15 protein-coding genes are annotated in these 16,858 nt (G+C 63.7%); 2 read left to right on the forward strand and 13 right to left on the reverse strand.

Annotated elements, in window-relative coordinates:
* Positions 1 to 62: 62 nt before the first annotated feature.
* From ACVJGD_RS07800 to ACVJGD_RS07850, 11 genes are all read right to left on the reverse strand, one after another.
* Positions 63 to 452, reverse strand: a complete 390-nt coding sequence (locus ACVJGD_RS07800) for a hypothetical protein (protein WP_456633807.1) — start codon at positions 450 to 452, stop codon at positions 63 to 65.
* Positions 453 to 466: 14 nt separating this feature from the next.
* Positions 467 to 1,798 (reverse strand): serine--tRNA ligase, encoded by a 1,332-nt coding sequence (serS, locus tag ACVJGD_RS07805; RefSeq protein ID WP_456633808.1) that lies wholly within the window; start codon positions 1,796 to 1,798, stop codon positions 467 to 469.
* A 200-nt stretch (positions 1,799 to 1,998) separates the two neighbouring features.
* Positions 1,999 to 2,808, reverse strand: coding sequence for a twin-arginine translocase subunit TatC (gene tatC, locus ACVJGD_RS07810; protein WP_456633809.1), 810 nt, complete (start codon positions 2,806 to 2,808; stop codon positions 1,999 to 2,001).
* A complete protein-coding gene (tatB, locus tag ACVJGD_RS07815; RefSeq protein WP_456633810.1) occupies positions 2,805 to 3,326 on the reverse strand; it encodes a Sec-independent protein translocase protein TatB in 522 nt (173 codons plus the stop codon). Before tatB ends, tatC begins: the two co-directional genes overlap by 4 nt.
* A gap of 86 nt (positions 3,327 to 3,412) precedes the next feature.
* Positions 3,413 to 3,649: a twin-arginine translocase TatA/TatE family subunit gene (locus ACVJGD_RS07820; protein WP_028165598.1), complete on the reverse strand. Its 237-nt coding sequence runs from the start codon at positions 3,647 to 3,649 to the stop codon at positions 3,413 to 3,415.
* 157 nt (positions 3,650 to 3,806) lie between these two features.
* Positions 3,807 to 4,535 (reverse strand): SMC-Scp complex subunit ScpB, encoded by a 729-nt coding sequence (gene scpB / locus ACVJGD_RS07825; RefSeq protein WP_456633811.1) that lies wholly within the window; start codon positions 4,533 to 4,535, stop codon positions 3,807 to 3,809.
* 21 nt (positions 4,536 to 4,556) lie between these two features.
* Complete coding sequence (locus ACVJGD_RS07830; RefSeq protein ID WP_456633812.1) at positions 4,557 to 5,387, reverse strand: segregation and condensation protein A; 831 nt, start codon at positions 5,385 to 5,387, stop codon at positions 4,557 to 4,559.
* Positions 5,384 to 6,406, reverse strand: a complete 1,023-nt coding sequence (nagZ, locus tag ACVJGD_RS07835; RefSeq protein ID WP_456633813.1) for a beta-N-acetylhexosaminidase — start codon at positions 6,404 to 6,406, stop codon at positions 5,384 to 5,386. The genes ACVJGD_RS07830 and nagZ overlap by 4 nt, the downstream gene beginning before the upstream one ends.
* A 46-nt stretch (positions 6,407 to 6,452) precedes the next feature.
* Positions 6,453 to 7,946, reverse strand: coding sequence for an SPOR domain-containing protein (locus ACVJGD_RS07840; RefSeq protein ID WP_456633814.1), 1,494 nt, complete (start codon positions 7,944 to 7,946; stop codon positions 6,453 to 6,455).
* 115 nt (positions 7,947 to 8,061) lie between these two features.
* Positions 8,062 to 9,861, reverse strand: coding sequence for an arginine--tRNA ligase (gene argS / locus ACVJGD_RS07845; protein WP_456633815.1), 1,800 nt, complete (start codon positions 9,859 to 9,861; stop codon positions 8,062 to 8,064).
* Between the two features lie 9 nt (positions 9,862 to 9,870).
* Positions 9,871 to 11,082: a deoxyguanosinetriphosphate triphosphohydrolase gene (locus tag ACVJGD_RS07850; RefSeq protein ID WP_456633816.1), complete on the reverse strand. Its 1,212-nt coding sequence runs from the start codon at positions 11,080 to 11,082 to the stop codon at positions 9,871 to 9,873.
* Positions 11,083 to 11,269: 187 nt separating this feature from the next.
* Here ACVJGD_RS07850 and erpA point away from each other — a divergent pair, with 187 nt between their 5' ends.
* Entirely contained in the window at positions 11,270 to 11,599 is a 330-nt protein-coding gene (gene erpA, locus ACVJGD_RS07855; protein WP_456633817.1) for an iron-sulfur cluster insertion protein ErpA, read from the forward strand.
* 245 nt (positions 11,600 to 11,844) lie between these two features.
* Positions 11,845 to 12,771 carry a thermonuclease family protein gene (locus tag ACVJGD_RS07860; protein ID WP_456633818.1) on the forward strand — a complete coding sequence of 309 codons (927 nt, stop codon included), beginning with the start codon at positions 11,845 to 11,847 and terminating at the stop codon, positions 12,769 to 12,771.
* A 115-nt stretch (positions 12,772 to 12,886) separates the two neighbouring features.
* Here the strand turns inward: ACVJGD_RS07860 and ACVJGD_RS07865 are convergent, their stop codons facing one another.
* A complete protein-coding gene (locus tag ACVJGD_RS07865; protein WP_456633819.1) occupies positions 12,887 to 13,732 on the reverse strand; it encodes an amidohydrolase family protein in 846 nt (281 codons plus the stop codon).
* Positions 13,732 to 16,857, reverse strand: coding sequence for an efflux RND transporter permease subunit (locus ACVJGD_RS07870; protein ID WP_456633820.1), 3,126 nt, complete (start codon positions 16,855 to 16,857; stop codon positions 13,732 to 13,734). The genes ACVJGD_RS07865 and ACVJGD_RS07870 overlap by 1 nt, the downstream gene beginning before the upstream one ends.
* Between the last annotated feature and the right edge of the window lies 1 nt (position 16,858).

The following is a 16,858-nucleotide window of genomic DNA, read 5'->3' on the forward strand; positions in this document are numbered from 1 at the left end:
TCGCCTGAAGGCCGTCTTAACCGGCAAACGCCGCAGAGGCAAACCCCGGCGATCGCGGGTTCTTACCGCTTCACCTGGACTCGCCAGGGACGCTGGAATTTGGCACTGCCGGCGCCCCCGAGCTGAAATCCCGTCGTTTTCGGAGGCAGCGGCTCAATGGCTCCAGCCGTTGCAATCTCGACTGTCTCAGCGGCCAGTGGCTCGGGCGCCGAATCGATCTCACTTGGTGCCGGTGGTCTCGTGTGGCGCTGCCGTGCGACCCAAAGCCCTTTGCCAAAATCGACCGGATCGAACCATTTCTGAGCGCTCAAATCGGCCGCGAGCCCCTCGTCCCAGAGCCGTGCGATCTCGATATCGAACTTTCCGCCGTGCCGTTGATCGATGAGCTGCATCCCGAAACCGGTGACGGCCCACTGCCGTCCGATCCAGTAGATGTCGCGATGCAGCGCCATCTTGCAGGTTCAGTTCACTTGTCGTGCTCGATCACTTTCAAGCCGCCCATGTAGGGCTGCAGCACGTCGGGAACGGCAATCGAGCCGTCCTGCTGCTGATAGTTTTCCATCACGGCGATCAGTGCGCGGCCGACGGCGGTGCCGGAGCCGTTCAGCGTATGCACGAAGCGCGGCTTGCCGTCGCCGGCGCGATAGCGCGCGTCCATCCGGCGGGCCTGGAAATCGCCGCAGACGGAGCAGCTCGAGATTTCACGATAGGCGCCACCATCGCCCTGCCCCGGCATCCAGACTTCGATGTCGTAGGTCTTTTGCGCGGAAAAGCCCATGTCGCCGGCGCACAGCGTCATCACGCGATAATGCAGGTCGAGCTGGCGCAGCACTTCCTCGGCGCAGGCGAGCATGCGCTCATGTTCGTCGCGGCTGGTCTCCGGCGTCGTGATCGAGACCAGCTCGACCTTCGTGAACTGGTGCTGGCGGATCATGCCGCGCGTATCGCGGCCGGCGGCGCCCGCTTCGGCGCGGAAGCAAGGCGTCAGCGCAGTCAGCCGCATCGGCAGCTCTTTTTCGTCGACAATGGATTCGCGGACGAGATTGGTCAGCGAGACCTCGGCCGTCGGGATCAGTCCGAGACGTTCGCTCTTCAGCCGCTCTTCACCCGCGGTCAGCAATTCGCCCTTGATCGCCCAGAACTGATCGTCCTCGAATTTCGGCAATTGCCCGGTGCCGAACATCACCTCGTTGCGCACCAACAGCGGCGGATTGATTTCGGTATAGCCGTGCTCGTTGGTGTGCAGGTCGAGCATGAACTGCCCGATCGCCCGCTCCAGCCGCGCCAGGCCCTTCTTCAGCACGACGAAGCGCGCGCCGGACAGTTTCGCGGCCGTCTCGAAATCCATGTAGCCGAGAGCGCCGCCGAGATCGTCATGCGGCTTCGGCGCAAAGCCGTACTGCCGCGGCGCGCCGAACACGTGGTGTTGCACATTGCCGTGCTCGTCGACGCCGTCGGGTACGTCCTGTGCAGGCAGATTCGGAAGCGCGGCGAGGTGCGTGTTCAGCTCCTCGTCGGCCACCTTCGCGGCGCTCTCGAGCTCAGGCAGCGAGACCTTGAGCTCGGCGACCTCAGCCATCAGCTTCGCCGCGCGCGCCTCGTCTTTGGCTTTCTTGGCCTCGCCGATCTCCTTGGACGCCGCATTGCGCCGCGCCTGCGCCTGCTCGGACGCCAGAATGGCCGCACGGCGTTTCTCGTCGATCGCAAGCAGCGACGGCGACAGCGGCGCAAACCCGCGCCGGCTCATTCCGGCGTCGAAAACTTCGGGATTGTCGCGGATCGCTTTGATGTCGTGCATGACGGATTCCTGGGACTTAGCAACGTAGATCGTCAGCGCGTAACGTTGACTGTCAACGGCGCGTTTCCAGTACCACGACCGTCATCGTCAGCGAAAGCGGGTGATCCAGTATTCCAGAGGCCGCAGTGACAAGTCGATGGGCCGTCGCTTACTGGATACCCCCGCCTGCGCGGGGCATGACCGCGGTGTGGGAGACGCCCCTACTCCGCCGGATTGGTGGCGCCGGGCGTGCCGCCGGTCGAGGTTCGGGCGGCGGCCGCCTTCCTTTCCACCACGCGCACCGCGATGATAGCGCCCTCGTAGAGCGCCAGCAGGGGGATCGCGAGCGAGGCCTGGCTCAGCACGTCCGGCGGGGTCAGGACCGCGGCAATGATGAAAGCGATGACGATGAAATAGCGCCGCTTCTCGCGCAGCATCTGCGAGGTCACGATGCCGATGCGGCCGAGCAGCGTCAGGATCACCGGAAGCTGGAACGCGATGCCGAAGGCGAAGATCAGCGACATCATCAGCGACAGATATTCGCCGACCTTCGGCAGGAGCTGAATCTGTGCCGTCTCCTCGCCGCCCATCTGCTGCATGCCGAGCGAAAACCGGACCAGCATCGGCAGCACCACGAAATAGACCAGCATCGCGCCGGCCACGAAGAACACCGGGGTTGCGATCAGGTATGGCAGAAACGCGTTGCGCTCGTGCCGATAGAGCCCGGGCGCCACGAACTTGTAGATCTGGGTTGCGACGATCGGGAACGAGATGAAGCCGGCGCCGAACAGCGCAAGCTTGAGCTGAGTGATGAAGTATTCCAGCAACGCGGTGTAGATGAATTTCGAATTCTCGGGCCCCGCGACCCAGACGAACGGCCACACCAGCACGTTGTAGATCTGCTTGGCGAAGAAGAAGCAGAAGATGAAGGCCACGCCGAAGCCGAGCAGCGCCTTGATCAGCCGCGAGCGCAGCTCGATCAAGTGGTCCATCAAGGGCGCCTTGCTGGCTTCGATGTCTTCGGCGCTCATGACGCTTTGGCGCTCTTTTGCACGTCGGGCACCTCAGGCGCGTCCTGCGGCGCCTCTTTGACGATCGCGAGCGGCTCGTTCGCCGCCGCGTGCGCCTCCGCCTCGACAAAGGTCTCCGGCGTAGGTGTGGCCGGCGTCGTTGGCACGACCGGCGTATCGCTCGCCGGGGTCGGCGGCGTCAGGGCGGCCGGCGCATCGCCAGGCTTGGCCTCCGCAGGCTTCTCGATGTCGCCGATCTGCAGGGCGTCGTTGACGTCCTTCTGCAGCGACGTCATGACATTGCCGCTGGTAATGCCCGTGGCGGCTTCCCTGACCTCGTCAAAGCCCTTCTTGAGCTCGGCCATCTCGGCCTCGCGCATGGCTTCCTGGAACTGGCCCTGGAATTCGGCGGCCATCCGGCGCGCCTTGCCCATCCACTGGCCCACCATCCGCAGTACACCGGGGAGTTCTTTCGGGCCGATGGCAATCAGCGCGACGACCGCGATGACGACCAGTTCACTCCACCCGATGTCGAACATGAAAGCTTCCGCTCACGCGCAAACAACCCCATTCCTTGTAACAGGATTTGAGGCCGCGCGCGTCTTTTCTCAATGGAACGTCTGACCTAGACGGCCTTGCTGCCGACGTCCGACCGTGCCGCCGATGGTGCCGCGTTGTGATCGATGGTCTTCACCGGCTCGGCGGGCTTTTCTGCAGTCTTGTCATCGTCCTGCATGCCCTTCTTGAAGGCCTTGATGCCTTGCGCGACATCACCCATCAGGTCGGAAATCTTGCCGCGGCCAAACAGCAGCAGGACCACTGCGATCACGACGATCCAGTGCCAAATGCTAAGAGAACCCATCCTGCAAACCCTCCAGAGGTGACCGGCGCACCGGCCTAAGCTTTGAGCGGAAGGTAGGCCCGCGGGGTGTCAAAAACAAGGACTTAAGCCGCGGCAAAACGCTGTCGCGGCTACGCAATATTGCTACCGTTAACCTACGGCGTTCCGGCTGCGCAGGTCAGGCTGAATCCTTGCCGCCACCCTCTTCAGGCTCGGCGACCGGCGCGAGGAACAGTTCCAGATTGTCGCCGGGTTCGAGCGGATCCTCATCCTCGCGAAGCGTCGGATCGTCTGACGGCGTCGGGACATTGAAGCCCGAAGGCAGGCGCGAATCCAACAGGCCGGTTCCCTTCAGTTCGTCGAGACCCGGCAGGTCGCCGAGCGCCTCCAGGCTGAACTGCGAGAGGAACGCTTCCGTCGTGCCGAAAGTCAGCGGCCGTCCCGGCGTCTTGCGGCGCCCGCGTGGCCGGATCCAGCCGGTTTCCAGGAGCACGTCGAGGGTGCCCTTGGAAGTAACCACGCCGCGGATCTCCTCGACCTCGGCGCGGGTTACCGGCTGGTGATAGGCGATGATCGCCAACACCTCGATCGCCGCGCGCGACAGTTTTTTCGTCTCCGTGGTTTCGCGCGTCATCAGCCAGGCGAGATCGCCGGCGGTGCGGAACGTCCATTTGTTGGCAACCCGGACGAGATTCACCCCGCGCGGGGCATACTCCGCCTGCAGTTGCGCCAGCGCGGCCTTGACGTCGACGCCCTCGGGCATGCGCTTGGCCAGAGCGGCCTGGTCGATCGGCTCGGCGGAGGCGAACAGCAGGGCTTCCAGCAGCCGCAATTCCTCGGGCCGCGCCTGCGGATCGGTGACATGCTCCTCGGCATCTTCCATGCGCTTTTCCGCCAGGCTTGCCATGGCTCGGTCTCCTTCTTCCACTTACTCGGCCGTAAGGTCCGGCGCGGTGGCACCGGTCACTTGCGGCAAACGCTTTCGAAAATAGAGCGGCGCAAAGGCTCGGCTCTGGTTCAGCTCCATCTCGCCTTCCCGCACCAACTCCAATGCGGCGGCGAAACTCGATGCGAACACGGTTGCCCGCTGCGACGGTTCGACGACGTAGCTCGTCAGATATTCATCGAGGCAGCTCCAGTGCTCGGTATCGGCGGCGCCGACAAGCCGTTCCAGCGAGGCCCGCGCCTCGGCGAGCGACCACACCGTGCGTTTCGCCAGATGCACGCTGGCCAGCACCCGCTGCTGGCGCTGCACGGCGTAAGCCGTGAGCAGGTCGTAGAGCGTCGCTGTGAATTTCGGATGCTTGATCTCAGCGATGGATTCCGGATTGCCGCGCGGAAAGATATCGCGCTGAAACTGCGGCCGGTTCATCAGCCGGTTCGCCGCTTCCCGGATCGCCTCGAGCCGCCGCAGCCGGTTGGCGAGCGCGGTCGCCATCTCCTCGGCGGTCGGCCCTTCCGCCGCCGGCGGCTCCGGCAACAACAGTCGCGATTTCAGGAAGGCGAGCCACGCCGCCATGACAAGATAATCGGCGGCAAGCTCCAGCCGGATCTTCCGCGCTGCCTCGATGAACTGCAGGTACTGATCGGCGAGCGCCAGGATGGAGATCTTGGACAGGTCGACCTTCTGTTGCCGCGCGAGCGTGAGCAGGAGGTCGAGCGGACCTTCATAGCCGCCGACGTCGACCACCAGCGCCGGCTCGTCCTCGCCGATTTCCGCCGGCCGGCCGGTCTCAAACGACAGAATTTCCGCGGTCATGCCGTACCTACTTGTCCTATCAAGGCATCCAGTTCGGCCCGTGCCGCCGTCCGGTCGAACGGAAGCGGCGGTTTTCGCGCTGCCAGCGCGCGCTTGGCGCGCTCCAGCGCCTCTCCGGTCAGCTCCGGCGTTTCGCGCGCAACTTCGCGCATCTCGTCGAGCTTGCCGTTGCAGTGCAGGACCATGTCGCAGCCTGCGCTGATGATCGCCCGGGTTCGATCGGCGATCGATCCCGAGAGCGCATTCATGGACACGTCATCACTCATTAACAAACCCCGGAACCCGATACTGTTGCGAATCACCTGTTGGATGATTGTCGCAGAAGTCGTCGCCGGTTGGGCGGGGTCCAGTGCGCTAAACACAACATGTGCAGTCATCGCCATCGGCAGGTCCGCAAGCGGCCGGAACGCCGCAAAGTCGGTCCGTTCCAGCTCGGGCCTAGGTGTATCAACGGTCGGCAGCCGGAAATGGGTGTCCGCCGTGGCCCGCCCATGACCAGGTATATGTTTCAGCACCGGTAAAATGCCACCCTGCTCCAACCCGTTCGTGACGGCACGCGCGACGGCAGCCACCTTGGCCGGATCGGTTCCATAGGCTCGGTTGCCGATCACGGCGTCGGCGCCCTCAACCGGCACGTCCGCCAACGGCAGGCAGTCGACGGTGATCCCGAGATCCGCCAAATCGGCAGCGATAAGCCGCGCGCTGAGCCGTGCCGCGGTCAGCCCGAGCTGCGAATCACGATCATACAGCGCGCTGAACACCGCCCCGGCGGGATAGGCGGGCCAGTGCGGCGGTCCAAGCCGCTGCACCCGCCCCCCCTCCTGATCGATCAGGACGGGCGCGTCGGGTTGGCCTGCGATCGAGCGACATTCACGAACAAGTGCAGACACTTGATCCGGAGTGTCAACGTTGCGCTTGAACAGGATGAAGCCCCATGGCCGCTCGGCGCGAATGAATTCGCGCTCGGCATCGGTCAGCTCCAATCCAGCTACGCCCGTTATGAATGCGCGGCTACCCATGCGGCCGATTAGGCCGCATGTATCCTGAGCGTCAAGGAAACCGCCGTTAATTTCTTTGGATGAGGCACTGCGGCCCGCCGGCAGCCTTCAGGCTGCTGCAAACCTGCGTCGCCTGATCCAGGGAGCTGAACGGACCGGCGAAGGCCCGATAATATACCCCCTTCTCGCCGAGATCGACGCGCTTCACGACCAGCGACTGCGAACCAAGCACGCTTGGATACTTGCCCTGCAGCGCCTTGTAGGAGGCCTGCGCATCCGCCTCGTTCCGCTGCGAGGAGACCTGGACCACATAGCCTCCGCCCCCACTGCTGACGCTCGCCGTGGGGTTGGTCGAAGCGACCCGGGTCGGCGCCGGATCAGGCTGCGGAGCTCCAGGCGCCAGCGACAGCGGTGTGTTGGCGCTGGCATTGGCGGAGGCCGGGTTGCCGTGTGACGGGTTCGCAGACACAGTCCGCGTGGCAGGCGGTTGCTTGGCCGGCGGAGGCGGCGCTGACGCCGGTACGCCGGCATCGGCCGCATCGCCCTTGACCGAGAGCGTTCGGATCCGGCGCGGCTCGTTGTTCGGCAGCGTGCCGCTCGTGGTCATCGGCGAGGGTGCCGAGGGAGCTACGCTAGCCACCGGCGGCGGGTTGGCATTCTGGTTCAACGGCGGGAACACCACGCGCGGACCGGAATTGGATGTGACCTCGACCGGCGTCTCCTCGCGCGAGATGAGTTTTTCCGTGCCATCGCCAGACACCATACGGTCCGGCGCTTTGCCGGCACCGTCCGGCTGCGCCGGCATGACCTTGGTCGGGCTGTTGTCGGCCTTGATGATCGGCGGCTCGCCGCTGCGGGGCGACCCCACATAGGTCCGGTAGGCAAAGGCAGCACCCGTGCCCACCACCGCGAGCGCGAGGACAGCCCCGACCGTCATCAGTCCGCTGGTGCGCTTGCGCGGCGGAGGTTCCTCGTCCTCGTAAGCGGCATTCTGATAGGCGTAGGGATCGTCTGGGTACGCCGCCTCGCGCTGAAAATCTTGCTCGCCGGTTTCGATCTGGCCGTAAAGCGCATCGTCGTAGCGCGACGGATCGGGCTCCTGCGCCGGCTCCTCGAGCGGCAACTCATCGCGATATTCCACTGCCGGTGCCGCCGCGTGCTGCGCGGCGTAGCGGTGCAGCGGGTGCACGGGACTCGGCTGCAGATCCGGCTGCTCTTCATAGTCCTGCGATGGATAGTCCTGCGACGGCGCAGCATACTGCTGGGGTGGCGCGACCTCGTGGCGGGTGCGCTGCATCCAGGGCGGCGGGCCGGCCGGCAGGTCCACCTCCTCCTCTTCAGGCTGCCGCTGATAGGCCTGCGGGCGGACATTGGCCCGCGACTGCAGCGGATGCGGCGCCGGTTGCGGCGGCTTGGGCGGAGTGGCGGCAAACGGATCGGTCTGTCCGATCAGCCGCGCCAGTTCGGCCAGAGGGTCGTTTTCGGCCCGACCGGCGGCATTGGCGCCGCGATCATAGTCGTGGTCGGAGGGAAAAGGTCGGTTTTGATATCGATCAGCCATCGTGATCATGCATCCCCTTGGGGACAGCGCCAAGTCGCCAGCAACTTCCTGGTACGAACGAGTTGGTCCCTGCCAAATACCCCCACGACCCCCATCGCGAGAGGCTTCGCCCTTGCTACCGCATCTCGGTTGGGGCTTGGACGCCTAGAACCGCTAAGCCCGATGCCAGAACCGAGACGACGCCCTGGACCATTGCCAGTCGCGCCCTTGTGATCTCTGCATCATTATTGATAATGAAGCGTAAATAGGGCAAATCGCCCCCTTTGTTCCACAGCGCGTGAAATTCGCTGGCCAAATCATACAGATAAAAAGCGATTCGGTGCGGCTCATGGGCGACGGCCGCAGCCTCGATCATGCGCGGATAGAGCGCCAACTGCTTGAGCAGGCTGAGCTCGGACGGATCGGACAGCCGTTCCAACGCTGCCCCAGCAAGATATTCCCGCCGCGCGCCGTCCTCCTCCGGCAGGTCGGGTAAAACCCCCTGCTGCCGCGCGTTGCGGAAGACCGAATGGCCGCGCGCGTGTCCGTACTGGACATAGAACACGGCATTGTCCTTGGTCTGCTCGATCACTTTGGCGAGATCGAAATCGAGCACCGCGTCGTTCTTGCGGAACAGCATCATGAAGCGCACCGCGTCCGAGCCGACCTCATCGACGACTTCGCGCAGCGTCACGAACTCGCCGGCGCGCTTCGACATCTTCACCGGTTCGCCGTTGCGCAGCAGGCGGACGAGCTGCACGATCTTCACGTCGAGCTCCGCCTTGCCGGCGCTCACGGCCTTCACCGCGGCCTGCATGCGCTTGACGTAGCCGCCATGGTCGGCGCCGAACACGTCGATCAGATTGTTAAAACCGCGCTCGAACTTGTTGCGATGGTTGGCGATGTCGGAGGCGAAATAGGTATAGGAGCCGTCCGACTTGATCAGCGGACGATCGACATCGTCGCCATAGGCGGTGGCGCGAAACAGCGTCTGCTCGCGGTCTTCGTAGTCCTCGACCGGCTTGCCTTTCGGCGGCGGCAGACGTCCCTCGTAAATGTCGCCTTTGTCACGCAGGAAATCGATGGTCTCGGCGACCTTGTTGTTGCCGGTGTCGATCAGCGAGCGCTCGGAGAAGAACACGTCGTGCTTGATGTTGAGCGCGGCGAGATCGTCCTTGATCTCGGCCATCATCATCGCGATCGCCTTGTCGCGCACGATCGGCAACCAGGCGGCCTCGCGCATCGAAAGCAGCTTGTCGCCGTATTCCTTGGCAAGCGCCTGCCCCACCGGCTTCAGATAGTCGCCGGGATAAAGCCCCTCCGGAATGGCACCGATGTCCTCGCCCAGCGCCTCGCGGTAGCGGAGATAGGCCGAGCGCGCGAGCACGTCGACCTGGGCGCCGGCGTCGTTGATGTAGTATTCGCGCGTGACGTCGAACCCTGCGAACCGCAGCAGGCTGCACAGCGCGTCGCCGAACACCGCGCCGCGGCAATGGCCGACATGCATCGGCCCGGTCGGATTGGCCGAGACATACTCGACATCAACCTTTTCATTGCCCCCGACCGCGCTTCGCCCGTAGCCGGCGCCCTCGCACAGCACGCTGCGCAGCGCGTCCGTCCAAACCCCTGGCTTGAGAGTCAGGTTGATGAATCCGGGGCCAGCGACCTCGACGGAGGTCACGAGTTCGTCCGCGCGCAGTTTGGCTGCGATCTTCTCGGCGAGATCGCGCGGCTTGGACTTGGCTTCCTTGGCGAGCACCATCGCGGCGTTGGTCGCCATGTCGCCGTGGCTGGCCTCGCGCGGCGGCTCGACCACCACCCGGGAGAAGTCGATGCCATCAGGCCAATTGTCCTCGGCCGCGAGCACGGCGCAAATCGCGTGCACGCGCGCGAGCACATCGGCAAAAAGATGCGGAGAAGCTGGTTTTTCGGCCATGGGCGCCGCCTAACGCAAATCCGGGGTCGAGTCAAAAAGCCTGTTGTGCTCGATCAGGGCGTAGCGGTCGGTCATCCCGGCAATGAAATTACCGATCCGCCGGGCGCGTTCCGCCTCGGTCTCCGTCTCCCTGCCCTCCACCCATTCGGGGGGGAGGTCGCCGGGGGATTCCCGGTAGCGCGCGAACAGGTCGAACACGATCTGTTCGGCATCGTCCATCACCCGCATCACCCGTTGGTGGCGGTACATCCGCTGCCAGAGGAAGGCCTTGATCTCGGCCTCCTCCTGGGCAACGGCCGGCGGAAACGCGATCAGCGGCCCATTGTGACGGCGCACATCGTGGGCGGATTGCGGCTGTGCTGCGTCAAGCCGCCGGCTCGCCTCGGCAAACACCGCGCTGATGAAATGCGAGATCAATTCGCGCACCAGTTCCGCGCCGCGCCGGACTTCGTCCAGACCGGGATAGTGTCGGTCGATTTCCGCGATGATTTCCGCGGTCAGCGGCATCACCTTGAGCTCGTCGACCTTGAACAGCCCCGCGCGCAAGCCGTCGTCGATATCGTGGGCATCGTAGGCGATGTCGTCGGCGAAAGCTGCGACCTGGGCTTCGAGCGACGCAAAGCTCCACAGCTCCAGATCATAGGTCTTGTTGTACTCGAAAATGCCGATGGGAATGCCGCCGGTCTCGCGGTAGCGCCCGGCCGGCGCACCGCCACGCTCGGTCAGGGGACCGTTGTGCTTGACGATGCCCTCTAGCGATTCCCAGGTGAGATTAAGCCCGCTGAATTCGGGATAGCGGTGCTCCAGTGCGGTGACCACACGCAGCGTCTGTGCATTGTGATCAAAGCCGCCATGGGGCTTCAGGCACTTGTCCAGCGCCCGCTCGCCGGCATGGCCGAACGGCGGGTGTCCAAGGTCGTGCGCGAGCGCCAAGGTCTCCGTCAGGTCCTCGTCCAGCCCGAGTTGGCGGGCCAGCGCGCGGGCGATTTGCGCCACTTCGAGCGAATGGGTCAGCCGCGTGCGGTAGTGGTCGCCCTCGTGGAACACGAATACCTGAGTCTTGTACTTCAGCCGTCGGAACGCGGTGGAATGGATCACCCGGTCGCAATCCCGGCGGAAGGCGCTGCGGGTCTTGCTCGGGGCCTCCGCGAACAGCCGCCCGCGGCTGCGATCGGGGTCGCAGGCATAGGGGGCGCGGGGAGCAGCCATACCGACCGACACGGTTTTTTAGTCCTTATCCATTTGATTCCGCTTCCTTCCGCACTTAACTATGGTGAGCGTGGGATACCAAATGAAATGGGTATGACCCTGCGAGGATGATCCGGAAAAATGGATACCGGTTTTCCCTCGCGACAAACGCGGAGCGTTTGCGCGGAGATCATGCTCAAATGAGGCTTCGGAGCTTGCCATGACTGATTCTGTCACCATCACCGAGCGGGCCGCCCGCCGGATCGGGCAAATCCTCAAGAATGAGGGTGACGGTGCGATGCTGCGCATATCGGTCGAGGGCGGCGGCTGCTCCGGTTTCCAGTACAAGTTCGACGTCGACCGCGCCAAGGCGGAAGACGATCTCGTGATCTCCCGTGAGGACGCGGTGGTGCTGGTCGATTCGGCCTCCGTGCCGTTCCTGACAGGGTCCGAGGTCGATTTTGTCGACGATTTGATCGGCGCGTCGTTCCGCGTGGTCAATCCCAACGCGACCGCGTCCTGCGGCTGCGGCACCAGCTTCTCGATCTAACGCGGGTTGAGCTGCCGCGTCAGGCCAGTTCTTCCAGAAGACCGCCAGCAAGATCTCCCCGACGGACAGCTTCGTGGCGCTCGGCGTCATACGCCTTGCGTCAAATGCGGCTAATCAATTCGAACGCTCTTTTCCGGCGGTTTTGGGGTTGGTCCATGCTACTACCCTATATTGAATATTGCCTGCATTGCTATCTCTGGTAAAATTCGTTTCGTTGTCGCAATCTCTCAGTGAGGGAGCCGTCCATGGCAGCAACCGCGAAGTCGAGATACACCCTCATCAAAGGCAATTTCTGGATCCGTTATCCGGACAAACCCCGGCAAGGACCGCAGCCTGACGGCGACACGACGACATTTCACGCCGACAACGTCGCATTGGTCCGTAACCTGCCCCGACTTTCGGGCCGAGGTCCCAACATCAACGCCCGCGGCAATATCCCGGTGCGATACGAGGGCATCGACACGCTGGAAACTCACTTCGAGGGCACGCACCAGCAAATAGGTTTTGCGGATGCGGCACGCGATGAGAATTTGCGCCTGCTCGGTTTCCGCGACGTCAAATTTTTCGATGACATGCCGAACAACGTCGAGTCCGCCAATAGCGATTCAATGCCGGGCTTCGTGATCGCCAACGGCATCGAAGCGAACGGGCGGCTTCTCGGACTGGTCTATCCAGGGTCCATCGAACAGGCGGACGGCGAGCACATATTTGTCGATTCGGAACTGCTGGATCGAAGTGTGAACGCAAAGCTCGTTACGGCAGGACTGGCCTATGTCGAGCCCTACGACACGATGCCGCTTTCCCTGGTGAGGCATCTGCGTGATGTGATCGGTACGGCTCGGGCGGACAAGGCCGGGCTCTTTGCAGTCGAGGACGTCAGCGTGACCAAGGCCTCCTCGATACGCAATCTCGCCAAGCTGCAAGAACTGGCAATGTGGCCCAAGCTTTTCCGCCGCCTGGTGGCCTATTTTGCCGAGGGCCATGCCGGCCTCGGCCAGTTCGACAACTGGATCCGCGACGACCCGGTTCATCGCGACGACTCGCTCAGGTTGCCGGACGGCGAGAAGGGCAACATGCACGACGCCTACATCATCAACGGCGACTCGATGAAGCTGCAGTTCGATCCGGAAGACCTCCTGATCGCGCCGGATCCCAAGCCGATGTTGCCGTAGAGCATGATCCGGAAAAGTGTGAAGCGGTTTTCCGAACAGATCATGCTCAAACAAAGAGCTAAAGCGCGATGACGATTCAACCCAACTCATCGCGCTTTAGCGGAATTCGGGGCGATCAGCGGCTGGCGAATAACGCCCGCGCATTGCGGTGCGCGATCTTGGCGGCAACATCCGACGGTAGCTGATCGAGCCAGGCCCGATAGCCGGCCATGATGTCGCCATAGCTCGCCCAGCGTTCCGGCACCCAGGTGTCGGAGCCGAGCAGGAAGCGGTCGGGATAGCGCTCGAACAGCGCGCGCCATTCGGCCGTCAGCTTCCCTGCCCCGTCGACGATGCCGCCGCGATAGGACAACTCGCCCCAGAGGTTCGGATATTTTTCGAGCATCGCCGCGACGCGATCGGTCGCCAGGCCGAAGCCGGTATGCGCCCAGATGATCCTGGCGCGCGGGTTGTGCCGCATCAGGATCTCGACGGCTTCCTGATCGGCATGCGCATGCAAATAGAGGTCATGGTCGACGGCGAAATCGACGGTCTTCTTTACCCATTCGGTATCCGCAGCCTTGCCCGACAAATGAAATTCGCCGATGCCGCGATAGTACCCGCGCTTGAACTCCTCCTGCACGAGATCGAAGATCGCAGGATCGCCAAACCAGGTCTGGATATCGGCACGTACGCGGTAAGGCCGGATGAACGGCACCACCTCGAGGCCTTCCGCCTTGGCCTCGACCAGCGCATGGGTCCCGGTATTGGGACGGCTGGTGGCGATGATGCCGGTGATGCGGTGCTTCCTGAACAGCGCCAGCACTTCTTCGAGCTTGTAGGTCGGTGTCGGCTCCCAATTGTAATGCAGATGCGCGTCGAAGATCTCGATCGGCTCGGCCGCGCGTGCGGGCGCGCCGATCGTTGCCAGCCACAGGGCGGCGGCAAATCCCGCCGCCCACATTGCACAGGAACGCATCATCACTCCGCGGCCGCCACGTGCGGCCGATCCTCGCCGCTTTCCTCGAGCTGCGGCTCGAGCCGGCGGCGCAGCCGACGGTCGACGCGGTCGAGATAGATGTAGATCACCGGCGTGATGAACAGCGTCAAGAGCTGCGAGACGCAGAGTCCACCGACCACGGCCACGCCGAGCGGCTGGCGCAGCTCGGCGCCGGCGCCCGCGCCGAGCGCGATCGGCAGCGTGCCGAAGATCGCGGCGAACGTCGTCATCATGATCGGGCGGAAGCGCAGCAGCGCGGCTTCACGGATCGCGTGTTCGGCGCTCAGGCCGACGCGACGACGCTCAAGCGCGAAGTCGACCATCATGATCGCATTCTTCTTGACGATGCCGACCAGCATCACGATGCCGATCATCGCGATCACCGACAGCTCCATGTTGAACAGCATCAAGGTGAGGATTGCGCCGATGCCCGCCGACGGCAGGCCGGAGATGATCGTGATCGGATGGATGAAGCTCTCGTAGAGAATGCCGAGGATCACGAACGCCGCGAACACCGCGGCGAGGATCAGGACGCCCTGCCCGCGCAGCGAATCCTGGAACACCTGCGCGGTGCCGGAGAATCCGGTCGCGATCGTCGCCGGTAGATTGGAGCTCTGCTCCAGCGTCGTGATCTGGTCGACCGCATAGCCCAGCGAAGAGCCGGGCGCGAGGTTGAAGGAGATCGTCACCGCCGGCTGCTGGCCCTGATGGTTGATCTGCAGCGGCCCGACCGAAGGCACCAGCCGTGCGACGGCATCCAGCGGAATGGTCTGGCCGGTTCCGGTCTTCATGTAGAGCTTGGACAGATTGGACGGATCGACCCGGAACTCCGGCTGCACCTCCAGGATGATCTGGTAGTCGTTGGAGGGCATGTAGATGGTGCCGACCTGGCGCGCGCCATAGGCGTTGTAGAGCTGGTTGCGCACCTGATCGACGGTGACGCCATAGACCGCGGCCTTCTCGCGGTCGATGTCGACCGTCATCTGCGGATTCTTGATGTAGAGATCGGTGGTGACGTCGAGCAGGCCCGGGATCTTCTCGATCTTGTCGCGCATGTCAGGTGCAATCCGGTACAGCGACTCGGTATCGCCGCTCTGCAGCACATATTGATATTGGCTCTTGGAGACGCGGCCGCCGATGTTGAGGTTCTGGACGCTCTGGAAGAACGCCTGCACCCCCGGGATGGCGCGCGCCTTCTGGCGCAGCCGCCCGATCACGACGGCGGCGTTGTCACGCTCCTTCTGCGGCTTCAGCGCGATGAACAGGCGGCCGTAATTGGCGGTCGGATTGGGGCCGCCCGAGCCGACGGTCGAGTTGACGTAGTCGACCGCAGGGTCAGTCCGGAGCACATCGACCAGCGCTTGCTGGCGCACCTTCATCGCTTCGAACGAGGTGTCGGTCGCGGCCTCCGTGACGCCGATCAGGAAGCCGGTGTCCTCTTGCGGGAAGAACCCTTTCGGCACGATCATGTATAGGTAGATCGTGCCCGCCAACGTCGCCAGCGTGACGAAGAGCATCAGTGCTTTCTTCGCCAGCACCCAGTCCAGCGCCCATTCGTAAGCCCGCAGCCAGGAATCGAATACCGCCTCGAACGCCCGGAGCACGACGTTCGGACGCTTGGTCTCGTCATGGGAGCGCAGGACCCGCGCGCACAGCATCGGCGTCAACGTCAGCGAGACGAAGCCGGACACAAGGATCGCGACCGAGATCGTCACCGCGAATTCGCGGAACACGCGGCCGACGATTCCGCCCATCAGGAGCACCGGGATGAACACGGCGATCAGCGAGAAGGTGATCGAGATGATCGTGAAGCCGATCTCGCGCGCGCCCTTCAGTGCCGCCTCGAACGGTCGCATGCCGCGCTCGATGTGGCGGACGATGTTTTCCAGCATGACGATGGCGTCGTCGACCACAAAGCCGACTGACAATGTCAACGCCAGCAGCGTCATGTTGTTGACGGAGTAATCCAGCGCATACATCGCCGCGAAGGTGCCGAGCAGCGAGATTGGAACCGCGAGCGCCGGAATGACCGTGGCCCACAGCGACCGCAGGAACAGGAAGATCACCAGGATGACCAGCGCGATCGCGATCATCAGGGTTTCCTCGACGTCATTGACCGACTGCCGGATCGACACCGAGCGGTCCATCATCACCTGCATGTTCACCGACGGCGGGATCGAGGCGCGCAGCCCCGGCAGCTTCGCCAGTACGGAGTCGACCACCGCAACCGTGTTCGCGTCGGGCTGCTTCTGGATCGCGAGCACGATCGCGCGCTTGTCGTTCAGCCAGGTTGCGATCTTGTCGTTCTCGACGCTGTCATAGACCTTTGCGATCTCGTCGAGCCTGACCGGAGAACCGTTACGCCAGGCGACATAGATCTGGTGGTAGTCGGCTGCCTTGTCCATCTGGCCGGAGGCTTGCAGCGCGACGTCCTGCTTCGGCCCGTTGAGCGTTCCGACCGGCGTCGAGGAATTGGCGCGCGACACCGCGGTCCTGATGTCATCGAGCGACACCCCGCGCGCCGCCGCGGCGACGGGGTCGGCCTGGACCCGGATCGCGAATTTCTGCGCGCCGTAGATCAGGACCTGGGCGACGCCAGGAAGCTGCGACAGCGCCTGGCCGACGGTGATGTCGCCATACTCATTGACGGTCGAGAGTGGCAGTGTCGCCGAATTCAGCGAAATGAAGAGAACCGGGAAGTCGGCAGGGTTCACCTTGCGGAAGCTCGGTGGTGTCGTCATCTCGATCGGCAGCCGGCGCTGCGCGATCGTCAGCGCGGTCTGCACGTCGAGCGCCGCGGCATCGATGTTGCGGTTGAGATCGAACTGGATGGTGATGACGCTCGTGCCCTGCGAGGAGTTCGAGGACATCGAGGAGATGCCTGATATCGTCGAGAGCTGCCGCTCGATGATGCCGGCGACCGAGGCCGCCATGGTGTCGGCGCTCGCGCCCGGCAGCGTCGCGGTCACGGCGATGGTCGGGAAATCCACTTTCGGCAGCGCCGAGACCGGCAACAGGCGGAAGCCGAAGATGCCAAAGGCGATGATCGACGCGGTGATCAGCGTCGTCATCACCGGCCGTCGGATGCAGAGTTCGGGCAGCGACATC

The organism is Bradyrhizobium sp. USDA 10063 (assembly GCF_054063735.1).